This window comes from uncultured Shewanella sp., from assembly GCF_947501225.1.
Lineage (GTDB): Bacteria > Pseudomonadota > Gammaproteobacteria > Enterobacterales > Shewanellaceae > Shewanella.
This window is the reverse complement of record NZ_CANMUW010000006.1, coordinates 71,080-96,177: the sequence shown is the minus strand read 5'-3', so window position 1 is coordinate 96,177 and position 25,098 is coordinate 71,080. Positions and strand designations below refer to the sequence as shown.

The 25,098-nt window shown below is 51.5% G+C and carries 17 protein-coding genes, 1 tRNA gene and 1 riboswitch; of the genes, 2 read left to right on the top strand and 16 right to left on the bottom strand.

From position 1 onward, the window contains the following. Positions 1–127: 127 nt before the first annotated feature. From Q1B47_RS10735 to Q1B47_RS10705, 7 genes are all read right to left on the bottom strand, one after another. Positions 128–487, bottom strand: coding sequence for a hypothetical protein (locus Q1B47_RS10735; protein WP_299792997.1), 360 nt, complete (start codon positions 485–487; stop codon positions 128–130). Positions 488–497: 10 nt separating this feature from the next. Further along, positions 498–1,760, bottom strand: a complete 1,263-nt coding sequence (locus Q1B47_RS10730; RefSeq protein ID WP_299792993.1) for an HlyD family efflux transporter periplasmic adaptor subunit — start codon at positions 1,758–1,760, stop codon at positions 498–500. A 364-nt stretch (positions 1,761–2,124) separates the two neighbouring features. Continuing rightward, complete coding sequence (locus tag Q1B47_RS10725; RefSeq protein WP_299792990.1) at positions 2,125–2,589, bottom strand: DUF6691 family protein; 465 nt, start codon at positions 2,587–2,589, stop codon at positions 2,125–2,127. 85 nt (positions 2,590–2,674) lie between these two features. Next, a complete protein-coding gene (locus Q1B47_RS10720; protein WP_299792987.1) occupies positions 2,675–3,127 on the bottom strand; it encodes a YeeE/YedE thiosulfate transporter family protein in 453 nt (150 codons plus the stop codon). Between the two features lie 39 nt (positions 3,128–3,166). Beyond that, positions 3,167–4,819 carry an FAD-dependent oxidoreductase gene (locus Q1B47_RS10715; RefSeq protein ID WP_299792984.1) on the bottom strand — a complete coding sequence of 551 codons (1,653 nt, stop codon included), beginning with the start codon at positions 4,817–4,819 and terminating at the stop codon, positions 3,167–3,169. A 241-nt stretch (positions 4,820–5,060) separates the two neighbouring features. Further along, positions 5,061–5,444 (bottom strand): MAPEG family protein, encoded by a 384-nt coding sequence (locus Q1B47_RS10710; protein WP_299792981.1) that lies wholly within the window; start codon positions 5,442–5,444, stop codon positions 5,061–5,063. Between the two features lie 270 nt (positions 5,445–5,714). Then, positions 5,715–6,554 carry a cobalamin-binding protein gene (locus Q1B47_RS10705; RefSeq protein WP_299792978.1) on the bottom strand — a complete coding sequence of 280 codons (840 nt, stop codon included), beginning with the start codon at positions 6,552–6,554 and terminating at the stop codon, positions 5,715–5,717. Positions 6,555–6,792: 238 nt separating this feature from the next. Here Q1B47_RS10705 and Q1B47_RS10700 point away from each other — a divergent pair. Continuing rightward, positions 6,793–6,879, top strand: a tRNA-Leu gene (locus tag Q1B47_RS10700). A gap of 719 nt (positions 6,880–7,598) precedes the next feature. Here the strand turns inward: Q1B47_RS10700 and cobO are convergent. From cobO to Q1B47_RS10660, 8 genes are all read right to left on the bottom strand, one after another. Continuing rightward, positions 7,599–8,213 carry a cob(I)yrinic acid a,c-diamide adenosyltransferase gene (gene cobO, locus Q1B47_RS10695; protein ID WP_299792975.1) on the bottom strand — a complete coding sequence of 205 codons (615 nt, stop codon included), beginning with the start codon at positions 8,211–8,213 and terminating at the stop codon, positions 7,599–7,601. Positions 8,214–8,444: 231 nt separating this feature from the next. Beyond that, entirely contained in the window at positions 8,445–9,062 is a 618-nt protein-coding gene (cobU, locus tag Q1B47_RS10690) for a bifunctional adenosylcobinamide kinase/adenosylcobinamide-phosphate guanylyltransferase (protein WP_299792972.1), read from the bottom strand. Next, complete coding sequence (locus Q1B47_RS10685) at positions 9,059–9,838, bottom strand: adenosylcobinamide-GDP ribazoletransferase (RefSeq protein ID WP_299792969.1); 780 nt, start codon at positions 9,836–9,838, stop codon at positions 9,059–9,061. Before Q1B47_RS10685 ends, cobU begins: the two co-directional genes overlap by 4 nt. Positions 9,839–9,976: 138 nt before the next feature. Next, positions 9,977–11,005, bottom strand: coding sequence for a nicotinate-nucleotide--dimethylbenzimidazole phosphoribosyltransferase (gene cobT / locus Q1B47_RS10680; RefSeq protein WP_299792966.1), 1,029 nt, complete (start codon positions 11,003–11,005; stop codon positions 9,977–9,979). Positions 11,006–11,273: 268 nt separating this feature from the next. Next, entirely contained in the window at positions 11,274–12,317 is a 1,044-nt protein-coding gene (locus Q1B47_RS10675; RefSeq protein ID WP_299792963.1) for an iron ABC transporter permease, read from the bottom strand. Further along, positions 12,304–13,155, bottom strand: coding sequence for an ABC transporter ATP-binding protein (locus Q1B47_RS10670; RefSeq protein WP_299792960.1), 852 nt, complete (start codon positions 13,153–13,155; stop codon positions 12,304–12,306). The genes Q1B47_RS10675 and Q1B47_RS10670 overlap by 14 nt, the downstream gene beginning before the upstream one ends. A gap of 272 nt (positions 13,156–13,427) precedes the next feature. Next, a riboswitch (cobalamin riboswitch) is annotated at positions 13,428–13,918 on the bottom strand. A gap of 240 nt (positions 13,919–14,158) precedes the next feature. Continuing rightward, positions 14,159–14,857: a histidine phosphatase family protein gene (locus Q1B47_RS10665; protein WP_299792957.1), complete on the bottom strand. Its 699-nt coding sequence runs from the start codon at positions 14,855–14,857 to the stop codon at positions 14,159–14,161. 140 nt (positions 14,858–14,997) lie between these two features. Then, entirely contained in the window at positions 14,998–17,850 is a 2,853-nt protein-coding gene (locus Q1B47_RS10660; protein WP_299792954.1) for an ATP-binding protein, read from the bottom strand. Positions 17,851–18,416: 566 nt separating this feature from the next. Here Q1B47_RS10660 and metH point away from each other — a divergent pair. Then, positions 18,417–22,157, top strand: a complete 3,741-nt coding sequence (gene metH / locus Q1B47_RS10655) for a methionine synthase (RefSeq protein WP_299792951.1) — start codon at positions 18,417–18,419, stop codon at positions 22,155–22,157. Positions 22,158–22,937: 780 nt separating this feature from the next. Here metH and Q1B47_RS10650 read toward each other — a convergent pair. Continuing rightward, positions 22,938–24,677: an ammonia-forming cytochrome c nitrite reductase subunit c552 gene (locus Q1B47_RS10650; protein ID WP_299792948.1), complete on the bottom strand. Its 1,740-nt coding sequence runs from the start codon at positions 24,675–24,677 to the stop codon at positions 22,938–22,940. Positions 24,678–25,098: the final 421 nt, after the last annotated feature.

The window sequence follows — 25,098 nt, the reverse complement described above, 5'->3', positions numbered from 1 at the left end:
ATTCTTTGATATTCATTGTGTGTGATTGCAGGAGGTACTTTGCAACTCTTTTCCATTCCCGGCTAAAGCCGGTCCTACATATATTTGAATCATCTTTCCCGACTGAAGCCGGCCTTACATTGAGTCTTTAATCCAATACATATTCGACTAACGTCATCACTATTTTCTGTATAAAGTCAGGCGCATTAGCCGTTACACTGCCCGTTACATTAGTACTCACGCTGGCCCCGACATCTGAAACTTCTGAAAGCGGCTCGGTAAGCTCTAAGATATTCAGTCCGAATACAAACCAGTCACCGACACTCTGGGTCGATACCTGTACGGCCACCAACAGCAGTACCAGTGCAAATACGGTTGTGACTTTTTGTGGGCTGAAGGCTCGTTTAACGCTGAAGGCTCCTTTCATGCTGATGGCTCTATTCACGCCAATATCCCTTACCTGGTTGAAGCCGCTTTGCTCGTTCGTAATTTGCTTTAATCTGTTCATCATGTTCTCCTTAACGAACCAGTACTTGCGCTGCTTTGTTAAATGGTTGAATGCTTGAGATAACCCAAACATCACCGACCTTCCCGCCCTGAAGTACCTCGATATGGCTCATGCTGCGGGCACCAAGCTGAATTGAAGTCTGCTCCGCAATATCGCCATTCATGGCGTACACCTCCCGACCACCACCGGTGGATACAAAGGCGCCGCGTTTGACCATCAGCACATCGGGTCTGTTTTCCAGTAATACCCGTGCCGACAGTCTCTGATTTTGACGGAGTTGTAAGCTTTTATCCTGCTCGAATCGAACCCGGGCGGTCACCTCACGATTTCTGACCTCAGGCGAGATGGAGGAGAGCTGCCCCATCAGTGTCAGAGAGCCGAAACTCAACTCCACATCCATGCCTAAGCCCAACTCATCGGCATAGGACTCGGGCACAGCCAGCTCGGCCTCGAAGGCACTCAGGTCAACCACGGTAAGGATTGGCTGGCTCTGGGCGATACGCGCTTTCTGCTCTGTCAACCAGTTACCTATGATGCCGCCCACCGGGGCCACAACGCTAAGGGCTGCCACCTGGCGCTCAAGCTCTGCAACGACCAGTGCCTGACGGTTAACCTCGGCCACTTTATTCTTCACCTCGAAGGTGAGCGTGTCTTTCATCAGCTCCGCTTCCTGCCTTGCGTGAGCCCAAAGCAACTTAGCCTTATGGAGGTCGTCTTTCCCCTTCTCAAAATCTATCTTAGAGATCAGCTCATTATGAATAAGCTCGTCACCACGACGGCTCTCACGATCGGCGGCAGCAAGATCCACCTCAGCCATATCGATAGTCTGTTGCGCTTTAAGCTGTTGACGACGGGCGTCGAGACGAGCACGCTCTAATGCACTTTTCATCCCCTCTAACAGAGCTTGTTGTTGCTTCAGGCTATTGGTGAGTTTGTGACTTTCGATGGTGGCAACCACATCCCCCTTTTCGACATGGTCGCCAGGTTTTGCGATCAAGGTAACCGTCCCCTGCTCGCTGCTATAGAGGACAGGCGCATTGGCGGCAACGATTTTACCGGTAGTGGCGATATCACGTGTAAGCGTACCCCGCTCTAAGGTGGCAAATCTCAGCTCACTCCGGCTGATTGACTCACTAACCTGACTACCACCGATACTCGCCCATACCAGGCCGGAGACCAGCAGTACGGCAACGCCCGCCAGCAGAGGAAATTTAAACTTTCTCGTCAGGCTCGCCTCTATAACCCTGTCCTGTCCGCTCGTATCCTGAATCATCATCTATCCCTAACTGTCCGTTTGGTCACTATTGTGTAAATAGCGCTGAATTAACACTCTTACTACAAGTAGTGTGCCAAAAGCAGTTAGATTAATAATATCAGCACGTTATGAATCTACTGTTGATTCTGTTCAACAGAAAGTGTCCGCGGACACAGGGGAAAGTGTCCGGTTTTGAGGAAAAGATGTCCGATAAGGGGAAAGTGTCCGGTTTTTTTAAACGAAGAGTTTCGAGACGCGAGTCGCGAGCCAGAGATAGTGCGAAAAAAGCTATGAACTTAAAGTCTGGCTCCTGCTCTTTACATAGAAAATGTTCAGGGTAACGGGCCCAAAAGCTTCGCGGCTAAAGCCGCTCCTACGTATACTAACTCGCCTTCACCATATCGGGTTGGGCAGAATTGATAAGTTTACCGATATAGAGACCGAACAACATGGCCAGGAGAAACAGGCCAAGGTTCATATCAAGGGTGGCAATATTGACAATAGCAGGACCCGGACAGATCCCAACGCTCCCCCAGCCCAGTCCAAACAGGCCCGCACCGATAATCAGCTGCCTGTCTAAGGTTTTCTTTTCCGGCAGGTGATATTGGGTTTCACACACAGGAGCAAGGTTTGCCCTGACACGAGGCTTAACCACAAGGTAGAACAGTGACATATAGACGGCTAACGCCCCTGTCATTACCACCATCAAGGCTGGATCCCAGCTACCGTCTGAGATACGGCTGATATCGAGAAAGCCTATCACCTTAGCCGGATCGCCCAGTCCTGACAGCAGCAAGCCTGAACCAAATAGCACACCACAGAGTAATGCCAGGATTTTGCTCTTCATCGAACGGTTTTTTATTGTGAAACAGGTTTTCATCAGGAACGACCCACTAGTTTTTTATTGTGACTGTGCGAAATGAAAAGCACCATCAATGGACAAGCACTGCGGTAGAGACAGCCACAGCAATAAACACGCAAGTGGCCAGGATTGAACGCAGAGATAGACGCCCGATACCACAGATCCCGTGTCCGCTGGTACAACCGCGCCCCAGGCTGCACCCGAGGCCGACCAGGAGACCACCGATTAACAGCATAGGCTGCGATACACTATCGAACCCGAAGGCCGGTATGCCCAACCGCTCATGTACAAGGCTATATATCATCCCCGACAGTACTAACCCGGCAATAAAGAACCACTGCCAGGATGGAGCGGAGGTTTTTTCCGGAGAACCTTCATCGGTTAACTTTTTATCCGTAAAGATAGCCGACGACAGGATGCCGCTGATCCCGGCAATTCGGCCATTGAATATCATGAGCAGGATGGCAGACAGGCCGATGAGCACACCGCCACCCAATGCGGCGGCAAACGATGAAAATTCCAAAACGTCCCCTTAGAATTGAAGCAATGACAATACCGATAGTTAGAACTTAGCGTTAACCGCCTGATAGGTCTTATAGCCGCCGGTCATATTCTTGGCACTGAAGCCATGATTGACCAACATGCGATAGGCCACATGGCCGCGTAAACCGACATGACAGATAATTAATATCTCCTTGTCTCTCGGCAGTTCATCGAGACGCTCCCTGAGTTGATCGACAGGAATATTAATCGCCCCCTCAATCGAGCCGGATTTGGCTATCTCCCCTGGCCTTCTGACATCCAGCAGAACCTGATACTCGCTCAAGGCATCGATATCCGCCGTGTGGCACAAACGGGTCTCACCCTTCAAGCTGTTGGAGGCGACAAATCCCGCCTGATTCAGCACATCTTTTGCCGACCCGAATGGCGGCGCGTAGGTCAGCTCCATATCCTGCATATCGTAAACGGTAAGTTCGGCCCTGATAGCAACGGCCATTACATCGATACGCTTATCGATACCATCACGGCCAATGGCCTGAGCGCCTAATATCGTGCCGTCATCGGTGCTAAACAGCAGCTTAAGTGACACCGGGTGAGCCCCCGGGAAATAACTGGCATGGCTCGCCCCGTGCACATAGATCTTCTCATAGGGAATACCGCTGCGCTTAAGACGTTTCTCGTTGAGTCCTGTGCTTGCAACAGCCAGATCGAACACCCTGCAGATGGAAGTACCCTGGGTACGGTTATAGCTATCATCTGCACCGAAGATATTATTCGCAGCGATTCGCCCCTGACGGTTAGCCGGGCCGGCTAACGGGATCAGCGCCTTCTCACCGGTGAGAAAATCAAACTCCTCGACGGCATCGCCAACGGCGTAGATGGAGGTATCGCTGGTTCTCATCTGCTCATCGACCACAATACCGCCAAGCTCACCTATTGCCAGACCGGCGTTTACCGCCAGCGTCGTTTCCGGCTTAACCCCGACTGCAGAGATCAAAATTCCGGTATCCAGTGACTCGCCGTTACTCAGGAAAAGCTTTAAACCGGAGCCCACCTGTTCGACGCTGCTCAGGCCACAGTTGAGCCGCAGATCTATGCCCTTATCAACAATCTCCCTGTGCAGCATATTAGCCATCTCGAGATCGACCGGCGCCATCACCTGGGGCGACATCTCCAGCAGGGTGACATCGATATTCAACTCATCGAGCGCCTCCATCATCTCCAAACCGATAAAGCCACCACCGACGACCGTGGCATGAGCAGGCTTATTCTCCTTAAGCGAGGTTAAGATCCTATCCATATCGGGAATATTTCGCAGTGAAAACGTTAAAGGAGTATCCAGACCAGGAATTGGCGGCGCTACCGGAGCCGCGCCCGGAGAGAGTAGCAGAGCATCATAACTTTCCAGATACTGCACACCTGTGACATGATTCTTTACGGTAACGGTTTTAGCCGTTCTGTCGATTGCAGTGACCTCCTGCCGCACACGCACATCAACATTAAAACGATTTTTGAAACTTTGAGGTGTCTGAAGAATAAGCGCCTTTCTGTCGGCGATTTCACCACTGATATGATAGGGCAAGCCACAATTAGCAAAGGAGACAAACTCACCACGTTCAAACATGATAATTTCAGCTTCTTCATTTAATCGTCTGGCTCGCGCAGCCGCTGAGGCACCTCCAGCCACACCACCAACAATCAGTAACTTCTTCATACTTAACCCTAATACCCTGACAATCCAATTTTCTTGCGGGCTAGTTTATTACATCGTCAAGTACATGAGAATTTATTTCATTAGGAAAAACTAAGGAATGTATAAAAAAGTGATCCAGGCCAAGAAAAGCCAATCAGAGAGGGAAAATCTGACCCATATCCAGGGTGAGGAACTAAAGTTGATTCCAGCTCTTACTTGCAGCTTAAAACTTACAGCTTACGACTCTTTAGCCTGAAACTGCTCAAAACGCCTGAAAGAAGATCCCGAACGAGCAGAAGATAGCGACGAACCATGACAATGACCGTAAGCTGCTTTTACCGATTAGGTACAGAAGCTGATAGGCCATACGCGCGACGACATGGATGACCGCCAGCAACACGGCCGTATCGGTCACATTCTGCGTCGCAATCACCGTCAGCACAGACAGACCAAATATCAACAGAGACTCGAAGGCATTCTGATGAGCCGCTAAAGCGCGGGCCCCGAAGCCACTTAACCTGGACTGCTGCTCTCTGGGGTGCGCGTTATCATAGCCCCCCAGCTTTGCCATAGCGACCGCCACCGGCCCCTTTGCAAGGTAGGGAAGTAACATGGCAACAAACAGACAGATGAGTATGGTGGTCATAGAGGTAAAAATCCTTTTAAAATGAAGTTTTAAGTTTTAAGTTTTAAGTTTTAAGTTTTAAGTTTTAAGTTTTAAGTTCAGGCTGAAGTTGCAAGCTCAAGGTAAAGAAAGATTTAAAGAATAAAGTCTGGATCCTGAAATGATTTCAGGATTACGGCTAAAACTTATCGTCACGACCACCAGGCTCTTACTTACCGCTTAACACTTACAGCTTTTTAAACTGAAACCTTCGCGGCTAAAGCCGCTCCTACACTGTAACCCTCAATAGGATCAGCGCGCCTTATCCAGGGCATCACAAAGCGACTCAACGCCTAATATGGCGCGGGGAGCGGCTCGATGCAGGAGATCGGCATTGAGTGGATAGATATGCTTATTCCTTACCGCCGGGACCTCCTGCCATCGACTCCAGTCCACACCGAGAATATTCCCCTTATCCTGACTCTGTAAGATCACATCCGGCATCTTCAACACCACGTTCTCCAGACTAAGTTGCGGATATTCACTGGCTGCATCGTAGAAGACATTCTCACCATGACAGACATCGATCAATTGCTGAATCCAGCTATTCTTAGCCACAGACATCAAAGGGGTGGACCAGAGTTGATAGAACACCTTGACCTTAGGTTTAACCGAATTGCTCTCACGTAACGCCTCCAGCTGCAACCGGTAACCCGCAGCCACCTCTGACGCCTCTCTTCTATGCCCGGTTAACTCCCCCAACTCCTCGAGTTCATCTGCAACAGACTCAAGTGTCTTTGGATCGCTGTTATAAACCTTGAAGCCCAGCTTTTTAAGCTTTTCGATATCTTCGGCCTTATTCCCGCTCCCCCATACCACGACCAGGTCTGGCTCCAGCTCAATCACCCGCTCAATCTGAATGCCATGATAACCACCGATACGGGGAATTTGCAGCGCCTGCTCCGGATAATCGGCATGTTCAGTGGTAGCCAGGATGGACTCTCCCGCTCCAATCGCATAGAGCATCTCCACCGAATGAGGCGACAATGCGACCACCCTTTTTGCCGGCTCCGCGCTTGCCGGTGACACAGCAATCGACAAAACCGAAAGGGAAATGGCGAGTGGCCACAGTTTTTTTCTTATTATGTTCATTTTATTCTCATTAAAAAAATGGCGAGCGATATCTCTTGCCATGCATCCACCACATCAGAGGTGAGCTTTCGCTATCGGGAAAAACAGTTCAGATCGGCTCAAGCTGGTCATACTTCAAGCAATCGAAAGCAGTTCGGATAAAACGTATTGACAGCCGTATGATAGAGCAGTAGTATCCGCCCTACAAGCAGTTGAAAACTAGATATTTTAACTAGTAATGATTCAGCGCTTTGTTGATGCAGATGTGGTGGAATTGGTAGACACGCTAGCTTCAGGTGCTAGTGCCCGCAAGGGCGTGAGAGTTCAAGTCTCTCCATCTGTACCAAATTTTCAAGTCTTTTCAAACTCTTCGAGTTTAGCTCCTCTATTTATTTTCTGTTTACTCTCTTAAGCTTTTAAAAGCTATTGTCTCTTTGCGTGCCCGTTAACTGGCCATCAAGCCCAGATTTTCGTAAGAACCAGCCCCTGAGCATATGTGCTTTACCAAGTGCAGCTGAAGGCTCTTATCTAAGAGACGCTAAGGGCTCTTTGCCTAAAAAACCGCTGACGGCCCTCTACATAAATGCTGCTGAGGGCTCTCTACCAAAAGCCGCTGAAGGCCTTTTATAACAACCGCTGAAGGCTCATTACTACGAACCGCTGAAGGCTCTGTGATGGGGTGACTCTTTATAACGGCAATCCGGGCAAACAATAACGTCACTGTGGTGAGCACGAAGAAAGTTAAATTGCGTCACGAAGGAGCGACATGCAAGGCGCCCCACAGTGAACGACGAAGACATACCTTTAGGTAGGCGAGTTGTGAGCGAGGACGCAACGCAGCAGATCGTTTCTGCAAATGAGTAAAGAGCAAGTCGCCTTGCCAGTATGGATATTTCAAAGTGATCGCCTATCTCATTAAAAATCAGGGGGTAAGCCGTCGAGCCCGGGCTTAAATAAAGAGCCTGACCATGAGCATATGCGCTCTTTACCAAAAGCCGCTGAAGGCTCTGTGATAGGAAGCAAAAATGAAGACAATAACGCCACAGTGGTGAGCACAAAGAAAGATCAGTAGTCGAAGCCGGGCTGGGCTTTAACGCCGCTATCAAAGGCGTGCTTGATGGGCTTAACCTCACTCACGGTATCGGCCAAATCAATTATTGCCCTGTGACACGCCCTTCCCGTAATGATGACATGCTGCATCGGCGGACGCTTCTTCAGTGCCTCTATCACCCTGTCGACATCCAGGTAGTGATAGCTCACCATATATGTAAGCTCATCTAACATGATGCAGTCTACCGACTCATCCTGAAGTAGTTTCTCTGCGGCTGTCCATGCCTCCATTGCCGCTGCCGTATCTTTCTCCCTGTCCTGCGTCTCCCAGGTAAACCCGGTAGCCATGACATGAAATTCGACGCCGGCGCCTTCGAGCAGGGTACGCTCGCCGCACTCCCAGTTGCCCTTGATAAACTGCACTACGGCCGCTTTTTTACCATGGCCAACGGCTCGGGCAAGGGTGCCGAAACCAGAGGTCGACTTGCCTTTACCGTTACCGGTGAGCACCAACAGGATACCCTTCTCCTCCTGAGCCTTGGCAATTTTGGCATCCACCCCATCTTTTAGCTTCTGTTGTCGTGCCTTATGACGCTCAGCTTTTATCTCTTCTGAATTTTTTTCGGTCATGGTACTTCCGTATTTGTTAAGTTATAAGCTCAAGAAAAAGCCAAGAAAGTTGTAAGCTATAAGTTCAAGATAAGGCAGAGAGCTGCGCGCTCAACTCTTTTCTGGCCTTTCTTACTGCTTATGACTTACAGCTGATCAATCGTATCCCTTAAACATTCGCGGCTAAAGCCGCTCCTACATGGAGAATGTCATAGCTCGTAGCTCAAACCCAGAACCTCGAAGCCCTATGCATCAAGCGCCTTTCAGTTTCATTGGTAATCCGGCTGTGACCAGCACCACCGAATCGGCAAGTCGGGCTATCTCCTGATGTAACCATCCGGCCTCATCGACAAAACGGCGATTCAACTCGCCCAGAGGAACGACGCCGCAACCCACTTCGTTACTCACAAGGTAGATCTCCCCTTCGAGTGTCGGCAGCAACTCAAGCAGTTCAGCCTTGGCTTCGGCCCAGGTTTTCCCGTCACCGCCGGCATAGGCATTACTCATCTCCCCGCTATCCTGCTTCTTCCCCCTCTCCTTCTCAAAAGCGGTGTCAGTAACCGGTTCGTGGGCTAACAGCCGATTAGTCAGCCAGAGTGTCATGCAATCGACGATGATGACACGATCTTTGCGGGCATACCCTTCCAGAGACTCTGCTAATAATAGTGGTGTTTCCACCGTTATCCACTCCAGCTCATCCTCTGCTCTATCCTGTCGATGCCGCGCTATCCTCGAGCTCATCTCCTCATCGAGCGCCTCAGCCGTGGCCATATAGATGCACTCATATCCCTGCGCGCCTAGTCTGGCTGCCGCATCGGTGGCATATCGGGTCTTGCCGCTTCGGGCTCCGCCGAGTATCAGATGGATCATACAGAGGCCACCAAGACCAGCAGGGTAAGGTAACAGAGCACTTCAGATATCTGCTGAGCCGCGCCTAAGGTGTCGCCGGTGTAACCACCAATCTGGCGACGAAAGCCTCTTACCAAGCCCCACCTCAGCACAAGGAGTGTGCCAATCATTAACAGCGCTTGAGTCAGACTCAGCAACATCAGGACAATAAAAGCCGTCACCAGCGAGATCAGTAACTCATTCACGCTCTGGTTCTGGGCCAGTGGTTTGCTCTTACTGGTATCCTTATCGCTGACATAGGACTCGGTGAAGATAAAACTGGCCGCAAAAACCCGACTCAGACAATGCCCTATGATTAAGGCCGGAATCACCAACTGGGTATTAATAACGGCCAGCTCACTCAATAGCTGCCACTTCAGCAGCAGGGTAAATACCAACGCCAGAGCCCCGTAACTTCCCAGGCGGGAGTCTTTCATGATTAATAGTTTGTCGGTAACACTCCAGCCACCGCCGAAACCATCGGCGGTGTCTGCCAACCCATCTTCATGAAAGCCTCCGGTCGCAACAGCACTGGTGATCATCGCAAAGATAATGGCTATCGCTGCCGGCAACCAGATAACCGCGATGGCGTAGACACAGGCACTCAATGCTCCCACCAGGATGCCAACCAGGCCGAAATAGCGGTTTGCTCTGTTCAGGTTTTCGCTGTCAAACTTCACCCACGCCGGCACAGGGATACGGGTAAAGAACCCCATGGCAATAAAAAAAAGTGTCAACTCCCGTCGAAACATATTCATTAAATTCCTTAAGAAAACTTCGCGGCTAAAGCCGCTCCTACATTGTAGCCCGTCATCCCGGCGATGTTTTAGCCGGGATGACGGGCTATTAAGCCCTTGGCTCGTGACTCGCAACTCGAAGCTTCTGCGCCTTTTCAGCTAAATCTCAATCCCCGCATCGCTGAAGCTGGCCATCTCGTTATAGAAGCCGGTCGCAGCACGAATGAGTGGCAACGCCAATACCGCGCCGCTGCCCTCACCTAATCTCATGCCCAAATTCAGCAGCGGGCGAGCCTGCAGGTACTCCATCATCATGCAGTGACCCCGTTCATCAGACTTATGGCCAAATATCATGTAATCACGCACATTGGCATCTATCTGCACCGCAACCATGGCCGCCGCCGTTGCGATAAAACCATCGACAACCACCAGCATCTTTCTCTCAGCCGCGGCAAGCATGGCACCTGTCATCTGTACTATCTCGAAACCACCCAGGCAGGCCAGAATATTGTAGGGATCGGTCAACTCAGATTCATGAATACGCAGTGCCTGCTCCACCAGCATCTGCTTGCGCTTGAGCGTTGCAGCGTCAATACCCGTGCCGCGCCCGACGCAATCGGCGCTGTTCATCCCCATGATAGATGCCATTATCGCCGCCGCAGAGGAGGTGTTGCCTATTCCCATCTCACCCAGTGCGATGAGGTTACAGCCCTGTTGATGGTGGAACTCGATTCGCTCCCGCGCCATCTCAAGCCCCTGCTTAACGGCCCCTAAAGTCATGGCCGGTTGCTTATGAATCGCCGCCGTGCCTGCGCCCAGCCTCTGTTCGATGACCCCGTCAACGCCCTCCAACGGCTGAAGAATGCCACAATCTATCACCTCCATCTCTACCCCCATCTGACGGCAGAAGACATTGATGGCAGCCCCTCCGGCAACGAAGTTCATCACCATCTGGGTGGTTACTTCACTGGGAGCGATTGAGACACCGGAGGCGGCAATACCATGATCCGCGGCAAAAACCAGTAGCTTAGGGTTGATGATCTCAGGCTTGTCGCGCCCCAGCACCCTGGCCAACTGTTTAGCCAAGGTTTCCAGCTCACCAAGTGCGCCCAAGGGCTTAGTTTTATTGTCTATTTTACTTTGGATCTCATCGTCAAACTCATGGTTTGCCGGACTGATATTAAACATCACTGCACCCTGACTATATTTTTAAGTTTTAAGCTTTAAGTTTTAAGTTTTAAGTTTTAAGTTTTAAGTTTTAAGTTTTAAGTTTTAAGTTTTAAGCTACGAGTCACGAGTCACGAGTCACGAGCTCAAGATAAGCAAAGAAAGCGGTAAGCTTCAAATCTGTAGCCTGCTGTTTGCATTAAATTAATTCGTGATGACGGGCCCGAAAGCTTCGCGGCTAAAGCCGCTCCTACATGGAGAACCTCGTACCTCAGAGCTAAAGCCGCTCCTATCTTCTGCTCCCCAGGATAACCAGAAAGAACACACTGCCTATTACCGCCGTGATGATACCAACCGGTAACTCCTGACTGCTCAGTATGGATCTCGCCAGCACATCGACCCAGACCATAAACAGACCACCCACCAGGGCGGTTGTAATTAATGGAAAACGACCGGGAAGCAACAGGCGTACGGTATGGGGAACCATCAGGCCCACGAACCCTATGCCGCCACAGTTAGCCACTAAGATTGCCGTGATAAGTGAGCAGAGCATCAGCATCTGCAATCGCAAACGGCTCACATTGATGCCCAAGGTATGGGCGGTTTCATCCCCCGCCCGCATCGCCATTATCTGGCGCTTGAACAGCAAAATAACTGTGCTGCATACACAGACAACAATGGCCGGAGGTAATAACCCCTCCCAACTCGCTTTTGCGAAACTTCCCAGGCTCCAAAACAGCACAGAGGCGGCCGCCGCAGGGCTGGAGAAATAGAGCAGCAGACTGGTTAATGCGCCAAACATAAATGAGATCGCCACACCGGAAAGCAGCATCCGCTCAATCTGGCTCCCCATATTACGGCCACATAGAGCCAGCACCATGATCACCGACACCCCGGCCCCGAGAAAGGCCCCGAGCGGCAGGCTTATCCAGCTGAGCAGGCCGGTCAGCCCCGAGCCGGTAAACAGGGTTATCACCACCACGGCGCCAAATGAGGCACCGGAGGAGATGCCGAACAGGTATGGATCGGCCAGCGGATTGCGGGTCACGGTTTGCAGCACACTGCCCGCAACCGAGAGGCCCGCTCCGGCAATAAAGGCCAGCAGGATGCGGGGAAACCTCAGCTCCATGACGATACGCTCGGCGACCCCCGATACCTCAGTCACTCCTAAGCTACCCACACCGAAGGTATTTTGCAGCACCAGAGCGAACACATCACCAAATGAGATATCTGCGGCGCCAAAACTGGCCGCAGCCAGCAGAGTTATCAGGCTCAACAGCACCAAAACAGGCACTGCCCACCTCTGCCCGCCATAGCGATCACGCTTCATCATCTTTATGCCTTTGCGTAGAGTAACCATAGAAGTAACTGATCTGAGGGTTACCATGTTGAATATGAGGTTCTGTCGTGCAACACACGCCGAACACTTCGCTGATACGCGCCTCGGTGAGCACATACTTAGGGGCTCCGTGGGCGATAGCTCTGCCCTCATCTAGCAGCAGCAACTGATCACACATGGCACTGGCTAAATTCAGATCGTGTATCGATGTGATCACAGAGATCCCAACCTCTCTGAGCAGTTCCATTATCTGTATCTGATAGCGAATATCTAAATGGTTGGTTGGCTCATCCAGGATTAACAGCGAAGGCTGCTGCACTATCGCCCTGGCAATCAGAGCCCTCTGTTTCTCACCACCGGAGAGGTGCTCATAGACCTGACCGGCCTTATGGGTCAGCCCCACCTTCTCTAAGGCATCGGCAATCCGTTTTCGGTCCGATTGAGTGGTAAAGTCGAATGCTCCCTTATGGGGAGTCAAGCCTATGGCGACCAGTTGCTCAGTGGTGAGCTCAAAATGGTGAGGCGTATCCTGCAAAACCACGGCCACCTGCCTGGCAAACTCCCTGGCACTGAACAGGGCAATATTCTGCCCGAACAGGCTCATGGTACCGCTATCCGGCTTAATATAGCGATACAAGCAGCGCAGCAGACTGGACTTGCCGGCGCCGTTTGGCCCAATGATGCCCAGCATCTCCCCCCTGGCGAGAGAGAAACTGATATCGGATAAGATCTCTCTGTCATCGGCGTGCCAACTGAGACCACTGACAGCCAGAGCACAAGGGGTATCGACAGGTCTATTAACCTGATGGGCGGCATTATATTGAGTCTTCAAACAGGCAACCTCACAGATGATCTCTTCGAGTTCATAAACTTGAGCGGGAGTACGAAAAGAGGTTCGCTAATGCCACAACTAGGCTCGGGGAGGAGTTCAGAGCGAGGCGAGCTGACAGCGGCAGCCCCCTTAGAAAAGAGAGTGCAGGACATAACCAGAGCCTGGTAGCCAGCTAAAAGGAACGCCGGAGCCACAGCCGGGCGAAAACGGCAGTATATACAACAGCAAATAAAAGACAGCATGACAGCTCCCCCCGAGTTACCCGCTCGAGTTCTTTAGCGACAAAATTAGGCAGGTATCCTGACTCGTAGTTTAAAGAAGGAGCGTGGCACTTAAACGGCAAAGATGACGGCCTTCGGCCTATCGCTACGCGGACGGCTTCGCCTATTCGACGGGCCCAGCCCTGACAGCACAGCGTCATCTTAGCTCTATCAGCGCAGCGTCATCTTAGCTCTGACAGCGCAGCGTCATCTTAGCTCTGACAGCGCAGCGTCATCTTAGCTCTGACAGCGCAGCGGCACCTTAGCTCTGACAGCACAGCGTCATCTTAGCTCTGACAGCACAGCGTCACCTTAGCTCTGACAGCGCAGCGTCATCTTAGCTCTAACAGCGCAGCGTCATCTTAGCTCTTAATCTTCTTCAAAACACTCACAGTTGCGGGCACAGTCCGGGCTTGTGCGTTAACGCTCCCGGTTCCCTTTTAAGTTTGAGTTATCCCTGTCTTTCGACAGTGGTTCTCAACACCTGATTTTGCGATCCTATTCACCCACTTAGCCGTCGATGCCTGAAGCTGGCCAACATAGGCTCATGTATCAAGGCAAACAACAGAGTGAAGAGGCTCTGAGAGCGGTTATTATGCAGCTTTTATCACTTAAGGCAAAGTCTGTCGCCTGGCTGAAAAGAACAATCAAGATTCTCAGTTACACTCTTTAGCAGGTATGGGGACAAGAAAGAACCACTGAAAAAGGTCCACCTGTGGGAAAGCCTCCCCCAACGAAACAGCTTATCCCCAATGCAATCGAGGATAGTGAACCCCCTGAGGCGTGGTATAGACAGTGATTTTCACAATTGACCCGTAGGCCAGAGAGAGCTGAGTGTAAAACCCCGCCACCCCGCTGACTCCCAGCGCTCTGGCCATCAGGTGACGTATGACCCCCGCATGGGTGATCAGCAGCAGAGATTGTCCCCTATGTTGGTTGAGCATCGACTCCCAGGCCTTAGCGATTCGGGCTTCGAAGTCCAGCATCCTCTCTCCGTCCGGCGGCGTGCTCGCCCAAGGGTTCTTCCAATAGGCTTCGATAGGCCCCGCGCAGTTCTGATACAGGCTCTCTAATGTCTCTCCGTCCCAGTCACCGAAATTCATCTCCTTAAGACCATCTTCGAGCTTGAGCGGTACCCCTCTTTTCAGGTAGAGCCTGAGGGCGAACTCACAGCAGCGACGCAGGGGAGAGCTGATGATATGCTCGAAACTGATATCCGCGGCTTCTATGGCATCAAACATCTGTTCACGACCACTGTGACTCAAAGAGACGTCCGTATGCCCCCTCAGGATATCCCCTCCCTCACACTCGCCATGGCGCATAAGGTAGAAGGTCGTGGTGATCCCAGGGTTAGGGCTTATCTGCTCCGGCTCCTCACTGTTAGCTAGGTGAGCAGCCTTATGATCATCATCGGCTTGGTTGTTGGCTTCACTACAGGTCATAAGAGTTTGCTATCCGGACTGGTTATCGAGAATTGGTATACCCATTCATTTATACCGCCTTTTCTTAAGGATGAAAATAGTGCACCGGGCATCGCCAGAGTTATGGCAACACCTCAATTATATACATAAGCCACTCACGGCTATATATTATCTCCCAGGTCCCGCTCCAGCTTTTGCAGGTTCGCCGGGAAACGAATGTGATAACACAGGCCGCTACCGGGTGAGGTCTCAACCTCAACTTCTCCCCTGAGCCTCTGGGTAACCAGGTTATACACCAGGTGCGTCCCCAAACCGCTGCCTCCCTGATTTCGCTTGGTGGTATAGAAGGGATCGAACAGGCTCTTCACTCCCTTCTCATCCAAGCCGACACCATCGTCGCGATAGTCGATAAACACCCAGCTATCCTTAATCTCTCCCTTAATCACTATCTCTCCCTTCTGATCGGGAAGAAAGGCATGCAGCAGGCTGTTCATGATCAGGTTTGTCATCACCTGAGCCAGGACACCGGGATAGGTATTACATCTTAAGTTAAAGTCACACTCTAACTTTATCTCATGGGGCACCTTCTTAAGCGTTGGCCTCAAAGACATTATAACCTCCTCCAGATACTCCTCGAGATCGAACTCCCGCAGCTCTTCGCTGGATTGATCCACCGCGACCTGCTTGAAACTCTGGATAAGCTTAGAGGCGCGGGCATTATTCTTTAAGATGATATCCATGGCCTCACAACAGGTCTGCATGAAGCCTTCAAACTCATCTTCACTGAGCTCACCTTCCAGGAACATCCTCCTGACCTCCTGCACCTCCTCATTGAGGTGTGACGCCGCGGTGACGCAGACACCGATTGGAGTATTGATCTCATGGGCAATGCCGGCCACCATCTTACCCAACGAGGCCTGTTTCTCGGTTTCAACCAGCTGATGCTGGGCACTCTTCAGCTGATCCAGCGTGGCCTGAAGCTCATAGGTGCGCTCCTCCACCAACTTTTCCATCTGCTCAGAATAGCGCTGAGCAAACTGCTCCTTCTCTTTTGAGTAGTTCAATTGCTGTCTCAACTGTGCGGGACTGATCTTCAGCTGAGCCAGCAGCTGGCCGTAATAACGCTCCAGAGTCAGACTCTCCTTGTGGGAGTAGAGGTTAGATTGAGTCACCACCATATGTGCCACAGCAGCCCCTGTGATGCCGCTAAGTAACCTCTCCGTTGCCCGCTCCAGATAAGCCAGCTCCTGCACATTAATCAGCTCATCGTCACTGAGCTCGGCCTCGACCAGGCAGGCACTCACCTTAGCCTCCGCCTGCTCAGCGGACAGATACTGGCTGAATATTCCCTTAAGCAACTCAAGCTTAGGTTGCAGCTGAATATTACGGGGCAGTGTATCCATAATCGCCTCGTCTTCGGCCACACGTTCGGCCATCACATCCATAAATTCGGCGTTATATCTCTGCTCCTCTCCGCTCACCTTGGTAAGCAAGCTGCCCAGAACCAGGGCTATGCAGTTTCCCGCCAGAGACCACAGCGCTCCATGGCTTACCTTATCCATCTCGGTGCCCATCAAATGTTCCGGGTGCAGCCAATAGAGCCCCCAGGGTCCCAGCTCTAGAATGTCTGCATCTATCCAGCCGCTCTTCATTATCGCCGGCAACATCAAACAGTAACTCCAGATGATAAACCCCACCGTCAGCCCGGCAATGGCTCCTCTGGTGGTGACTTTAGGCCAATAGAGTCCGGCCAGAACCGGGGGAAGAAATTGCAATACGGCGGCGAAGGAGATCATCCCCATATTCACCAGCATGTATGACTCCCCCAGATAGAGGTAAAACATCTGCCCGGCGCCCAACACGATAAACACCGCAAGCCATCTGGACTGAAGCAGGTAGCGCTTTAAGGTACTATTCGGGCTGAAGCGCTGCAGCAGAGGTAAGACAAGATGGTTACTGAACATGGTAGAGAGCGTCATACCCGACACCATCAACATGGCCATGGAGGCAGAGAAACCACCGATGAATACGAAGAGGGTCAGCAGCTTCTGCTCTGCCAGCATAGGCAGGGATAGCATATAGCTGTCCGCCGTCTCCGGCCCCAGCAGTAACATGCCAGCAGCGGCTATCGGCGTGATAAAAATAGTCATTGATATCAGATAGATGGGCAACCACCACTGCACCTTCTTGATATGTCTGGTATCCGGGTTTTCAACGACCATCACATGGAATTGGCGCGGCAGTAACAAAAAGGCGGAGCCTGACAGCAGCAGATAACTGAACCAGGTGACAAACTCCGGCTTAGATGACATCTGCTTTGCCGCCTCCGGCATCTTCTGTTCCAGCAGTTGCAGAATAACCAGAGGAGAGTCAAACATCACGAAACTGACGAATACGCCCACACACAACATAGCCAGCAACTTAACCAGACCTTCGACGGCCAACGCCAGCATCATGCCCGGGTGGCGCTCGGTAGGATCCAGGTGGCGAATACCGAAGATAATGGTAAACAGGGCGACCCCCAACCAGACCAGCCAGGCTATCTCATCGGCAGAGACGCCCCCTTCGGACTCCAGCACAAGATCGATAGCGGTATTAATCGCTTTGAGTTGCAGCGCCAGGTAGGGAACGATCCCCACCATGGCGACGGTCGCCGCCAGGCCCGCAAGAAAGATACTGCGGTTAAACCGAGCCGAGAGAAGATCGGCGATGCTGGTGACCCTGTAGATCTGTTTTATCAGCAAGACCCGCTGCATCAAAGGCCAGATAATTATCATCAGGAGTGTCGGCCCCAGATAGATAGAGAGCATCAATATGCTGGATCGGGTTGCGAAGCCGACGCTGCCGAAGAAGGTCCAGCTGGTGCAGAAGATGGCCAGTGACAAGGCATAGACGGTAGCGCTGGTTGTCAGTTTTTTCGCTCGAGCACTGCCGGATTCGGCCCACGACGCCAGCATATATAGCAGTGCGACATAGGCAAATATCACCAGCAAGAGACCCGAGGCACTCATCATAAGCCACTCCCCTCTTTGGCATCCACGGCTGAAACGCCATACCGGCAACAGATAAGAGCTGGGACGAAGAGCAGGCCATAGAGGATGTTCATCGCGCCGCCCTACTTAGTTAACGCAAACAGAAACAGAATTAACCCCAGCCAGATCAAGGTTATACTAAACAGCATGGCCGACAGGCTCAGAGTAAAATATGTTGAGACAGGCCAAGAGGTTATAAAAAAGGCTAACAGCAAAGTTAATATTCTGAAAGCTGGCTGACTATTGATTTTCCTCCACACTATGGTCTCTCCGGCAAAAGGTCTGTTTAAAGCATAGTTCAGAGCCACAAAGAGTGAAAAACTCAATGCCGGATGCGCTAATCCACAAGGCGCTCATGGGGCGGTAATTGGCTTAAAAAAGCGCACTCGACACTCACTCGCGTCTGGTCTATTATAGACGTCTATACGTATAAACATCTAAAACTCGAGTTCGAACAGGGTCTGAGATGACCGTATTTTCGAAACCAAACTGCGGATAGCAGATATAAGCATCAGACATTAATCATGTAGTTAAGGCAGGTAGAAGTTATGGCCACTGGCACCCTAATCAAGAGCACAATAAGAGATATCGGCCCCGAAATCAGCCAACGACTAGAAGAGACTATCCTGATCCTTGACGGTGCCATGGGCACAATGATCCAGGACCACAAATTTGAGGAGGCCGATTTCCGGGGAGAACGCTTCAAGGAGTGGCCCTGCGACGTCAAGGGAAACAACGACCTGCTGGTGCTGACCCAGAGCGATGCGATTAAGCAGATCCATAAAGACTACCTGCTCGCCGGCGCCGATATTATCGAGACCAACACCTTCAACGCTACCCGCATCGCCATGGCCGATTACGATATGCAGTCGCTTTCGGCAGAGATCAACCGGGTCGGAGCCCGCCTCGCCCGCGAAGCGGCCGACGAGGTTGAAGCCGAAACCGGCCGAACCTGTTATGTGGCCGGCGTACTCGGCCCGACCAACCGAACCTGCTCCATCAGCCCCGATGTAAATGATCCGGGTTTTCGTAATGTCAGCTTCGATGAGCTGGTCGAAGCCTATATCGAATCTATCGACGCCCTTATCGAAGGCGGCTCGGATATCATCATGGTGGAGACCATCTTCGATACCCTGAACGCCAAGGCGGCGCTGTTTGCCATAGAAACCGTCTTCGACAACTCTGGCATGCGCCTGCCTGTCATGATCTCGGGCACCATCACAGACGCCTCCGGCCGAACCCTGACCGGCCAGACAACAGAAGCCTTCTACAACTCGCTGCGCCATGTAAAACCCCTCTCTATCGGCCTTAACTGCGCCCTTGGGCCGAAAGAGCTGCGTGCCTATATCGAAGAGCTGTCTAAAATATCTGAATGTTATGTCTCGGCGCATCCCAACGCGGGGCTGCCCAACGAATTTGGCGGTTACGATGAAACGCCTGCCGAGATGGCCGAAGTGATAGGTCAATGGGCCGAAGAGGGGATGCTCAATATCGTCGGCGGCTGCTGCGGCACCACCCCGGAGCATATCCGCGCCATCCGCGAGTCCGTTATCGAGCATTCGCCGCGCCCGCTGCCCGACATACCGGTGGCATGTCGCCTCTCCGGACTCGAGCCACTCACCATAGATGAGGAGTCGCTGTTTCTGAACGTGGGTGAACGCACCAACGTCACCGGCTCAGCCAAATTCCTGCGCCTGATCAAGACCGGCGAATATGAGGAGGCGCTCTCTGTCGCCCGCGATCAGGTGGAGAACGGTGCCCAGATCATCGATATCAACATGGATGAGGGGATGCTCGACGGCGTCGAGGTGATGCAGAAGTTTCTCAACCTTATCGCCTCTGAGCCCGACATATCACGGGTGCCTATCATGATCGACTCCTCCAAATGGGAGGTGATCGAAGCGGGCCTCAAGTGTATTCAGGGTAAAGGCATAGTCAACTCCATCTCCTTGAAGGAGGGAGAGGAGAACTTTATCGAGCAGGCTAAGCTGGTGAAGCGCTATGGCGCCGCGGCGATCATCATGGCGTTCGATGAGCAGGGGCAGGCCGATACTAAGGCACGCAAGGTCGAGATCTGCAGCCGCGCCTACCGTGTGCTGGTCGACAAGGTAGGCTTTCCGCCGGAAGATATCATCTTCGATCCCAACATCTTCGCCATCGCCACCGGCATCGACGAGCACGACAACTACGCGGTCGACTTTATCGAAGCCACCCGTGAGATTAAACGCACCCTGCCCCACGCCATGATCTCCGGCGGTGTCTCTAACGTCTCCTTCTCGTTCCGTGGCAACAACCCGGTGCGAGAGGCGATTCATGCGGTCTTCCTCTATCACGCCATTCAGGCGGGGATGGACATGGGTATCGTCAACGCCGGACAGCTGGCCATCTATGACGATATTGACCCTGAGCTCAAGGAGAAAGTTGAAGCCATAGTACAGAACCAGCCCTGCCCGGTCACGGATTCATCCAATACCGAGTTGCTGCTGGAGGTCGCCGAGAAGTTTCGTGGCGACGGCGCTCAGGCCGCCAAGAAGGAAGATCTGCAGTGGCGCACTAAGCCGGTCAATGAGCGCCTGGCACATGCCTTAGTAAAGGGCATTACCGAGTTTATCGATCAGGATACCGAAGAGGCTCGCGCTGCTGCCGCCCGACCGCTGGATGTTATCGAAGGCCCCTTGATGGATGGCATGAATATCGTCGGCGACCTGTTCGGCTCCGGTAAGATGTTTCTGCCGCAAGTCGTTAAATCGGCTCGGGTGATGAAAAAAGCGGTGGCCTACCTCAATCCATTCATCGAGGCCGAAAAGGTCGAGGGGCAGTCAAACGGCAAGATATTGATGGTCACAGTAAAGGGTGATGTGCACGATATCGGCAAGAACATCGTCGGCGTGGTGCTGGCCTGTAACGGTTTTGAGGTGATAGACCTCGGTGTCATGGTGCCGGTTGAGAAGATCATCGAGGTCGCCAGGGCCGAGAAGGTCGACATCATCGGCATGTCAGGACTTATCACCCCGAGCCTGGATGAGATGGTTCACAACGTGAAGAGCTTTCATAAGGCGGGGTTAACGATCCCCTCGATTATCGGCGGCGCGACCTGCTCCAAGATCCATACCGCGGTGAAGATTGCCCCCCACTCGCCAGAGGGTGCCATCTATATCGCCGACGCCTCGCGCGCCGTGCCTATGGTATCGAAACTTATCAATGAAGAGACGCGTCAAGCCACCATAGATGAGGCCTACAGCGAATATCAGCTGATGCGCGACAAGCGCAACTCTCAGGCCAAACGTAAACAGATAATCCCCATCGAGGCTGCCCGCGAAAACCGCTGCCAACACGACTGGGACAACTACACCCCGTTCGTGCCTAATCAGCTTGGCCGTCAGGTGTTCGATGACTACCCCCTTGAAGACCTGGTCGATCGTATCGACTGGACGCCGTTCTTCCGCAGCTGGGAGCTACATGGTCAGTTCCCTAAGATATTAGACGATGAGGTGGTGGGCGAAGAGGCACGCAAGCTGTTCCATGACGGCAAGGCGATGCTGAAGACAATCATCGATGAAAAATGGCTCACCGCAAAGGCGGTCATCGGCCTGTTTCCGGCCAACACGGTAAATCATGACGACATCGAGCTCTATGCTTGCGACGGGACGGATGAAAGCCGCGAGCATCCTATAATGACCACCCACCACCTGCGTATGCAGATAGATCGTGTGGGTAACGACAACTTCTGTCTCGCCGACTTCGTCGCACCGAAAGAGTCGGGAGTGGCCGATTACATGGGCGGCTTCGCAGTCACCGCGGGCCACGGTATCGACGAGCATATCGAGCGCTTCGAAGCCGACCACGACGACTACAAGGCTATCATGCTGAAATCTTTGGCCGACCGATTGGCCGAAGCCTTCGCCGAACGTATGCATGAGCGGGTACGGAAGGAGTTCTGGGGCTACGCAGCGGATGAGGCGCTCGATAACGAAGCGCTTATCCGGGAGAAGTACAAGGGTATTCGCCCCGCCCCCGGATACCCGGCCTGTCCCGATCACACAGAGAAGGGGCTGCTCTGGGAGCTGCTCAAGCCGGACGAGACCATAGGGTTAAACATCACCGAGAGCTACGCCATGTTCCCGACGGCGGCCGTCTCCGGCTGGTACTTCGCCCACCCCAAGTCACGCTACTTTGGCGTGACCAATGTTGGCCGGGATCAGGTAGAGGATTATGCGGCGCGTAAGGGGATGAGTGTAGAGGAGACTGAGCGCTGGCTGGCACCAGTGTTAGACTATGATCCCGAATAATCGGGATCTAGGATTACGCTGGTCGCGGGCTGATTAGTTTTTTTGTGGTCATCGACTGATAAGATACCTATTTTGATTCTTGTTAGTGGAAGGTGCTGCACAGGGATGTGCGAATGTCGTGATCACAAGGATGTGAATGAACGACCTTTTGTATCTATTGACTGCAGCAGACTTTTGCACTATTACACCAGTGGAACGCTGACCGTTGATTTAACAAGAGTCATCCCAGAGGGCTCGACGATGGCAAACAACTTCCATGTTTAAATGCCAATTCGGCATCCTTGCCTCCTGTTCGAAGAGCATCACTTCGTGATGCCTCACCATGCCATCAACGCCCACTGTTGCAACAGTGCCAAGTATCTATCAAGCCTAAATGAAGAGATCAGGTTCAAACTTTCTCTGAGAGCTATTCTTTTATCCCGTCATCCCGGCGATGCTTTTAGCCGGGATCCAGTTTTCGAAACCTGCAAATATAAAAGCCTAAAGCTGGCCCCGAAAACATTCGCGGCTAAAGCAGCTTTTACTTACCACTTAAGACTTACAGCTTACGACTCTTTAACTCGATTCCTTCGCGGCTAAAGCCGCTTCTACATGGAGAATGTTGCAGTCGTTCCTCGCATCTCATGACTCGCCCCTCATAAATAGTAACCTCTAAACTTTCGCGGCTGAAGCCGCTCCTACATAGGCCTATATAAGCTATAAAAATGGCAAAAAAAATGCCGGTCAGTTACTGACCGGCATTTTGCTTAGAGACGAGCTGGAGGGAGATGTAACGACTACTTAGCGTAGTTCAACTGGCCACTCTTTCTTAACACGCTCATTGATAAACTCATCTTTTGCAGCTTTCATGGCGTCATAATCAAGACCGGCTTGTGGTTGTACCTTCGCCTTAGTGTCATACTTAGTTGCGTCATAGACATAGTCAGGCGCATACTTAGCCAGCAGTACGTCGGCTTCGGCGATGACCTCGTCTAAGATAGCGTTAGACTTAACCAACAGACGTTTTGCTTCAGTAAAGTTATGAGCATACATACCATGAGATGCGGTAGCGCTATCCCAGAACCACTGAGCATTACGGATTTTGCCTAGCAGGCTGTTCATCTCTGTGGCTAACTCATTACCTGCTTTAAGTGCAGCCTCATAGTTACCTTTAGCTTCACCGATAGTCTTACCGGCTTCGATACCTTCAACACCGTTTGCAGCCCAGATAGCCTGTGCCTTAAAGTGCGCCTCGGTCAGACGTGGGTCTGTACCTGTGGCAGTAAAGCGCAGGTTATCGATCGCAGTCTTTCTTGATTCAAGCATTGACTCGATCGCAGTGTCATCGTGACAACCCTTACAGGTGCTTGGTAGCTTAGCCGGGTCAAATTTGACATTGTGGTTAGAGTACTCAGCACCCTCTGCATTTTCAGCTTTAGGCATATGACAGGTATTACAGCTGAACTCAAGGTGAGTAGGCATCATGTGTGATGCTCTATCCATCAAGTTTTCATACTCTGGATGTTGGGTTTTCAGCGATGGAGTACCGGATATCGCGTTTGTCCAATCCTTGAAGTTGATGTTGTCATAGTAGGCTAACTGAGCTTCGGCAGCGAAGCCTTTATAAAGCATATCGGTACCTGTGTAACCAACAACGCTGGCGTAATCAGTTTCTACACCTGGTACCCAGTGATCCCATGGGAAGCGAACCTTCTTGCTGTCTGTGCCATCGAAATAGTATTCAACGTGACACTGAGCACAGGTTTGACTTGCCTGGCCGTTGTGATCCTGCTCTTCGAATGTCAGGCCAACTTTTGTCATTGCACGGTCAGCATATGGACGGCTCAGGCGAAGGGTGTTTTCACCCAGCTCGTGACAATCAGCACAACCGATAGTATTGCTCATCTCATGGCCCCAGGTGGACCAGCTGTTATTAGCAAACTTGCCTTCACCGACAAGATCGTACATACGAGCTACGTCAGGAGACTTACAAGACCAGCAAGATGCAGCCATCGCCTCACCAACAACTTTACCGTCGTGACCGACAATCGGGCTACCAGTTCTCAGCGTCTTAATCACATCGGTCAATGCAAAGTGGTGACCGCGAGCGCGGTTATAATCTTTAGCAAAACCATATCCAGCCCATGCGCTAACAAGGTTAGGGTTTGCTTCCAGTAGATCTGTCGGCGTGCCGGACTCTGGGTTGTTCTCTTCGGTGCTGGCCCAGGTCGCATGCTGATCAGGGAAAGTTTCTTGCCAGTTATCGCTGTTGTATAGATCAACAGGTCCGGTTGATGGCGGAATGATACAGGTATTGGTATCGGCATCTAACACTGTCCCTTCACCACACACAACCGGATCGACGGGCTCAACCGGATCAACAGGGTCGACCGGGTCAACTGGTAGTACTTCACAGACATTAGTTTCTGTATTGAGTTGTGAACCCTCACCACAGGTAATTAATTGCGTATCATCGTCATCACTACAACCAACTAAAACAGCAGATACTGCAATAGCAACCGCAAGCTTTTGTAATTTCATCTTACTCTCCTAAAAATGAATTTTATTCACTTTTTATGTAATTTATTATTGTGAGCAAAGTGTCCTAAAGACGAGTAAATCTATAACAAGCAGGAGTAGTGACGGTAAACATACGCATAACATTTGTGTGAAGAGGGTCACTGGCAAACAGGTCAAATATATCTAAAGAGGTATACCACATATTGGTTTTAGATCAAATTCTACACCTATAATGATATATTAAACAAAAATTATTAAGCCCAAATGACTATACATAAAGGCAAAATTAAAAATAGCTCATATATTAACCGCTAATATAGTGGTATATACCGTTGTGTCTAGGCTGTAGCATTATTGACCAAAACCGTTAACAATAATGTTCAGTTTCAATTAAGGTTATGTTAACAAGCTTAAGATTTCATCGGCATAGGTAAAGGCTGTT

What these genes read in the sequence shown, in the direction of transcription:
- Q1B47_RS10735 (WP_299792997.1), bottom strand. Translation starts at nt 487, where the DNA reads ATGAACAGATTAAAGCAAATTACGAACGAGCAAAGCGGCTTCAACCAG.
- Q1B47_RS10730 (WP_299792993.1), bottom strand. Translation starts at nt 1,760, where the DNA reads ATGATTCAGGATACGAGCGGACAGGACAGGGTTATAGAGGCGAGCCTG.
- Q1B47_RS10725 (WP_299792990.1), bottom strand. Translation starts at nt 2,589, where the DNA reads ATGAAGAGCAAAATCCTGGCATTACTCTGTGGTGTGCTATTTGGTTCA.
- Q1B47_RS10715 (WP_299792984.1), bottom strand. Translation starts at nt 4,819, where the DNA reads ATGAAGAAGTTACTGATTGTTGGTGGTGTGGCTGGAGGTGCCTCAGCG.
- Q1B47_RS10710 (WP_299792981.1), bottom strand. Translation starts at nt 5,444, where the DNA reads ATGACCACCATACTCATCTGTCTGTTTGTTGCCATGTTACTTCCCTAC.
- Q1B47_RS10705 (WP_299792978.1), bottom strand. Translation starts at nt 6,554, where the DNA reads ATGAACATAATAAGAAAAAAACTGTGGCCACTCGCCATTTCCCTTTCG.
- cobO (WP_299792975.1), bottom strand. Translation starts at nt 8,213, where the DNA reads ATGACCGAAAAAAATTCAGAAGAGATAAAAGCTGAGCGTCATAAGGCA.
- cobU (WP_299792972.1), bottom strand. Translation starts at nt 9,062, where the DNA reads ATGATCCATCTGATACTCGGCGGAGCCCGAAGCGGCAAGACCCGATAT.
- Q1B47_RS10685 (WP_299792969.1), bottom strand. Translation starts at nt 9,838, where the DNA reads ATGAATATGTTTCGACGGGAGTTGACACTTTTTTTTATTGCCATGGGG.
- cobT (WP_299792966.1), bottom strand. Translation starts at nt 11,005, where the DNA reads ATGTTTAATATCAGTCCGGCAAACCATGAGTTTGACGATGAGATCCAA.
- Q1B47_RS10675 (WP_299792963.1), bottom strand. Translation starts at nt 12,317, where the DNA reads ATGATGAAGCGTGATCGCTATGGCGGGCAGAGGTGGGCAGTGCCTGTT.
- Q1B47_RS10665 (WP_299792957.1), bottom strand. Translation starts at nt 14,857, where the DNA reads ATGACCTGTAGTGAAGCCAACAACCAAGCCGATGATGATCATAAGGCT.
- Q1B47_RS10660 (WP_299792954.1), bottom strand. Translation starts at nt 17,850, where the DNA reads ATGATGAGTGCCTCGGGTCTCTTGCTGGTGATATTTGCCTATGTCGCA.
- metH (WP_299792951.1), top strand. Translation starts at nt 18,417, where the DNA reads ATGGCCACTGGCACCCTAATCAAGAGCACAATAAGAGATATCGGCCCC.
- Q1B47_RS10650 (WP_299792948.1), bottom strand. Translation starts at nt 24,677, where the DNA reads ATGAAATTACAAAAGCTTGCGGTTGCTATTGCAGTATCTGCTGTTTTA.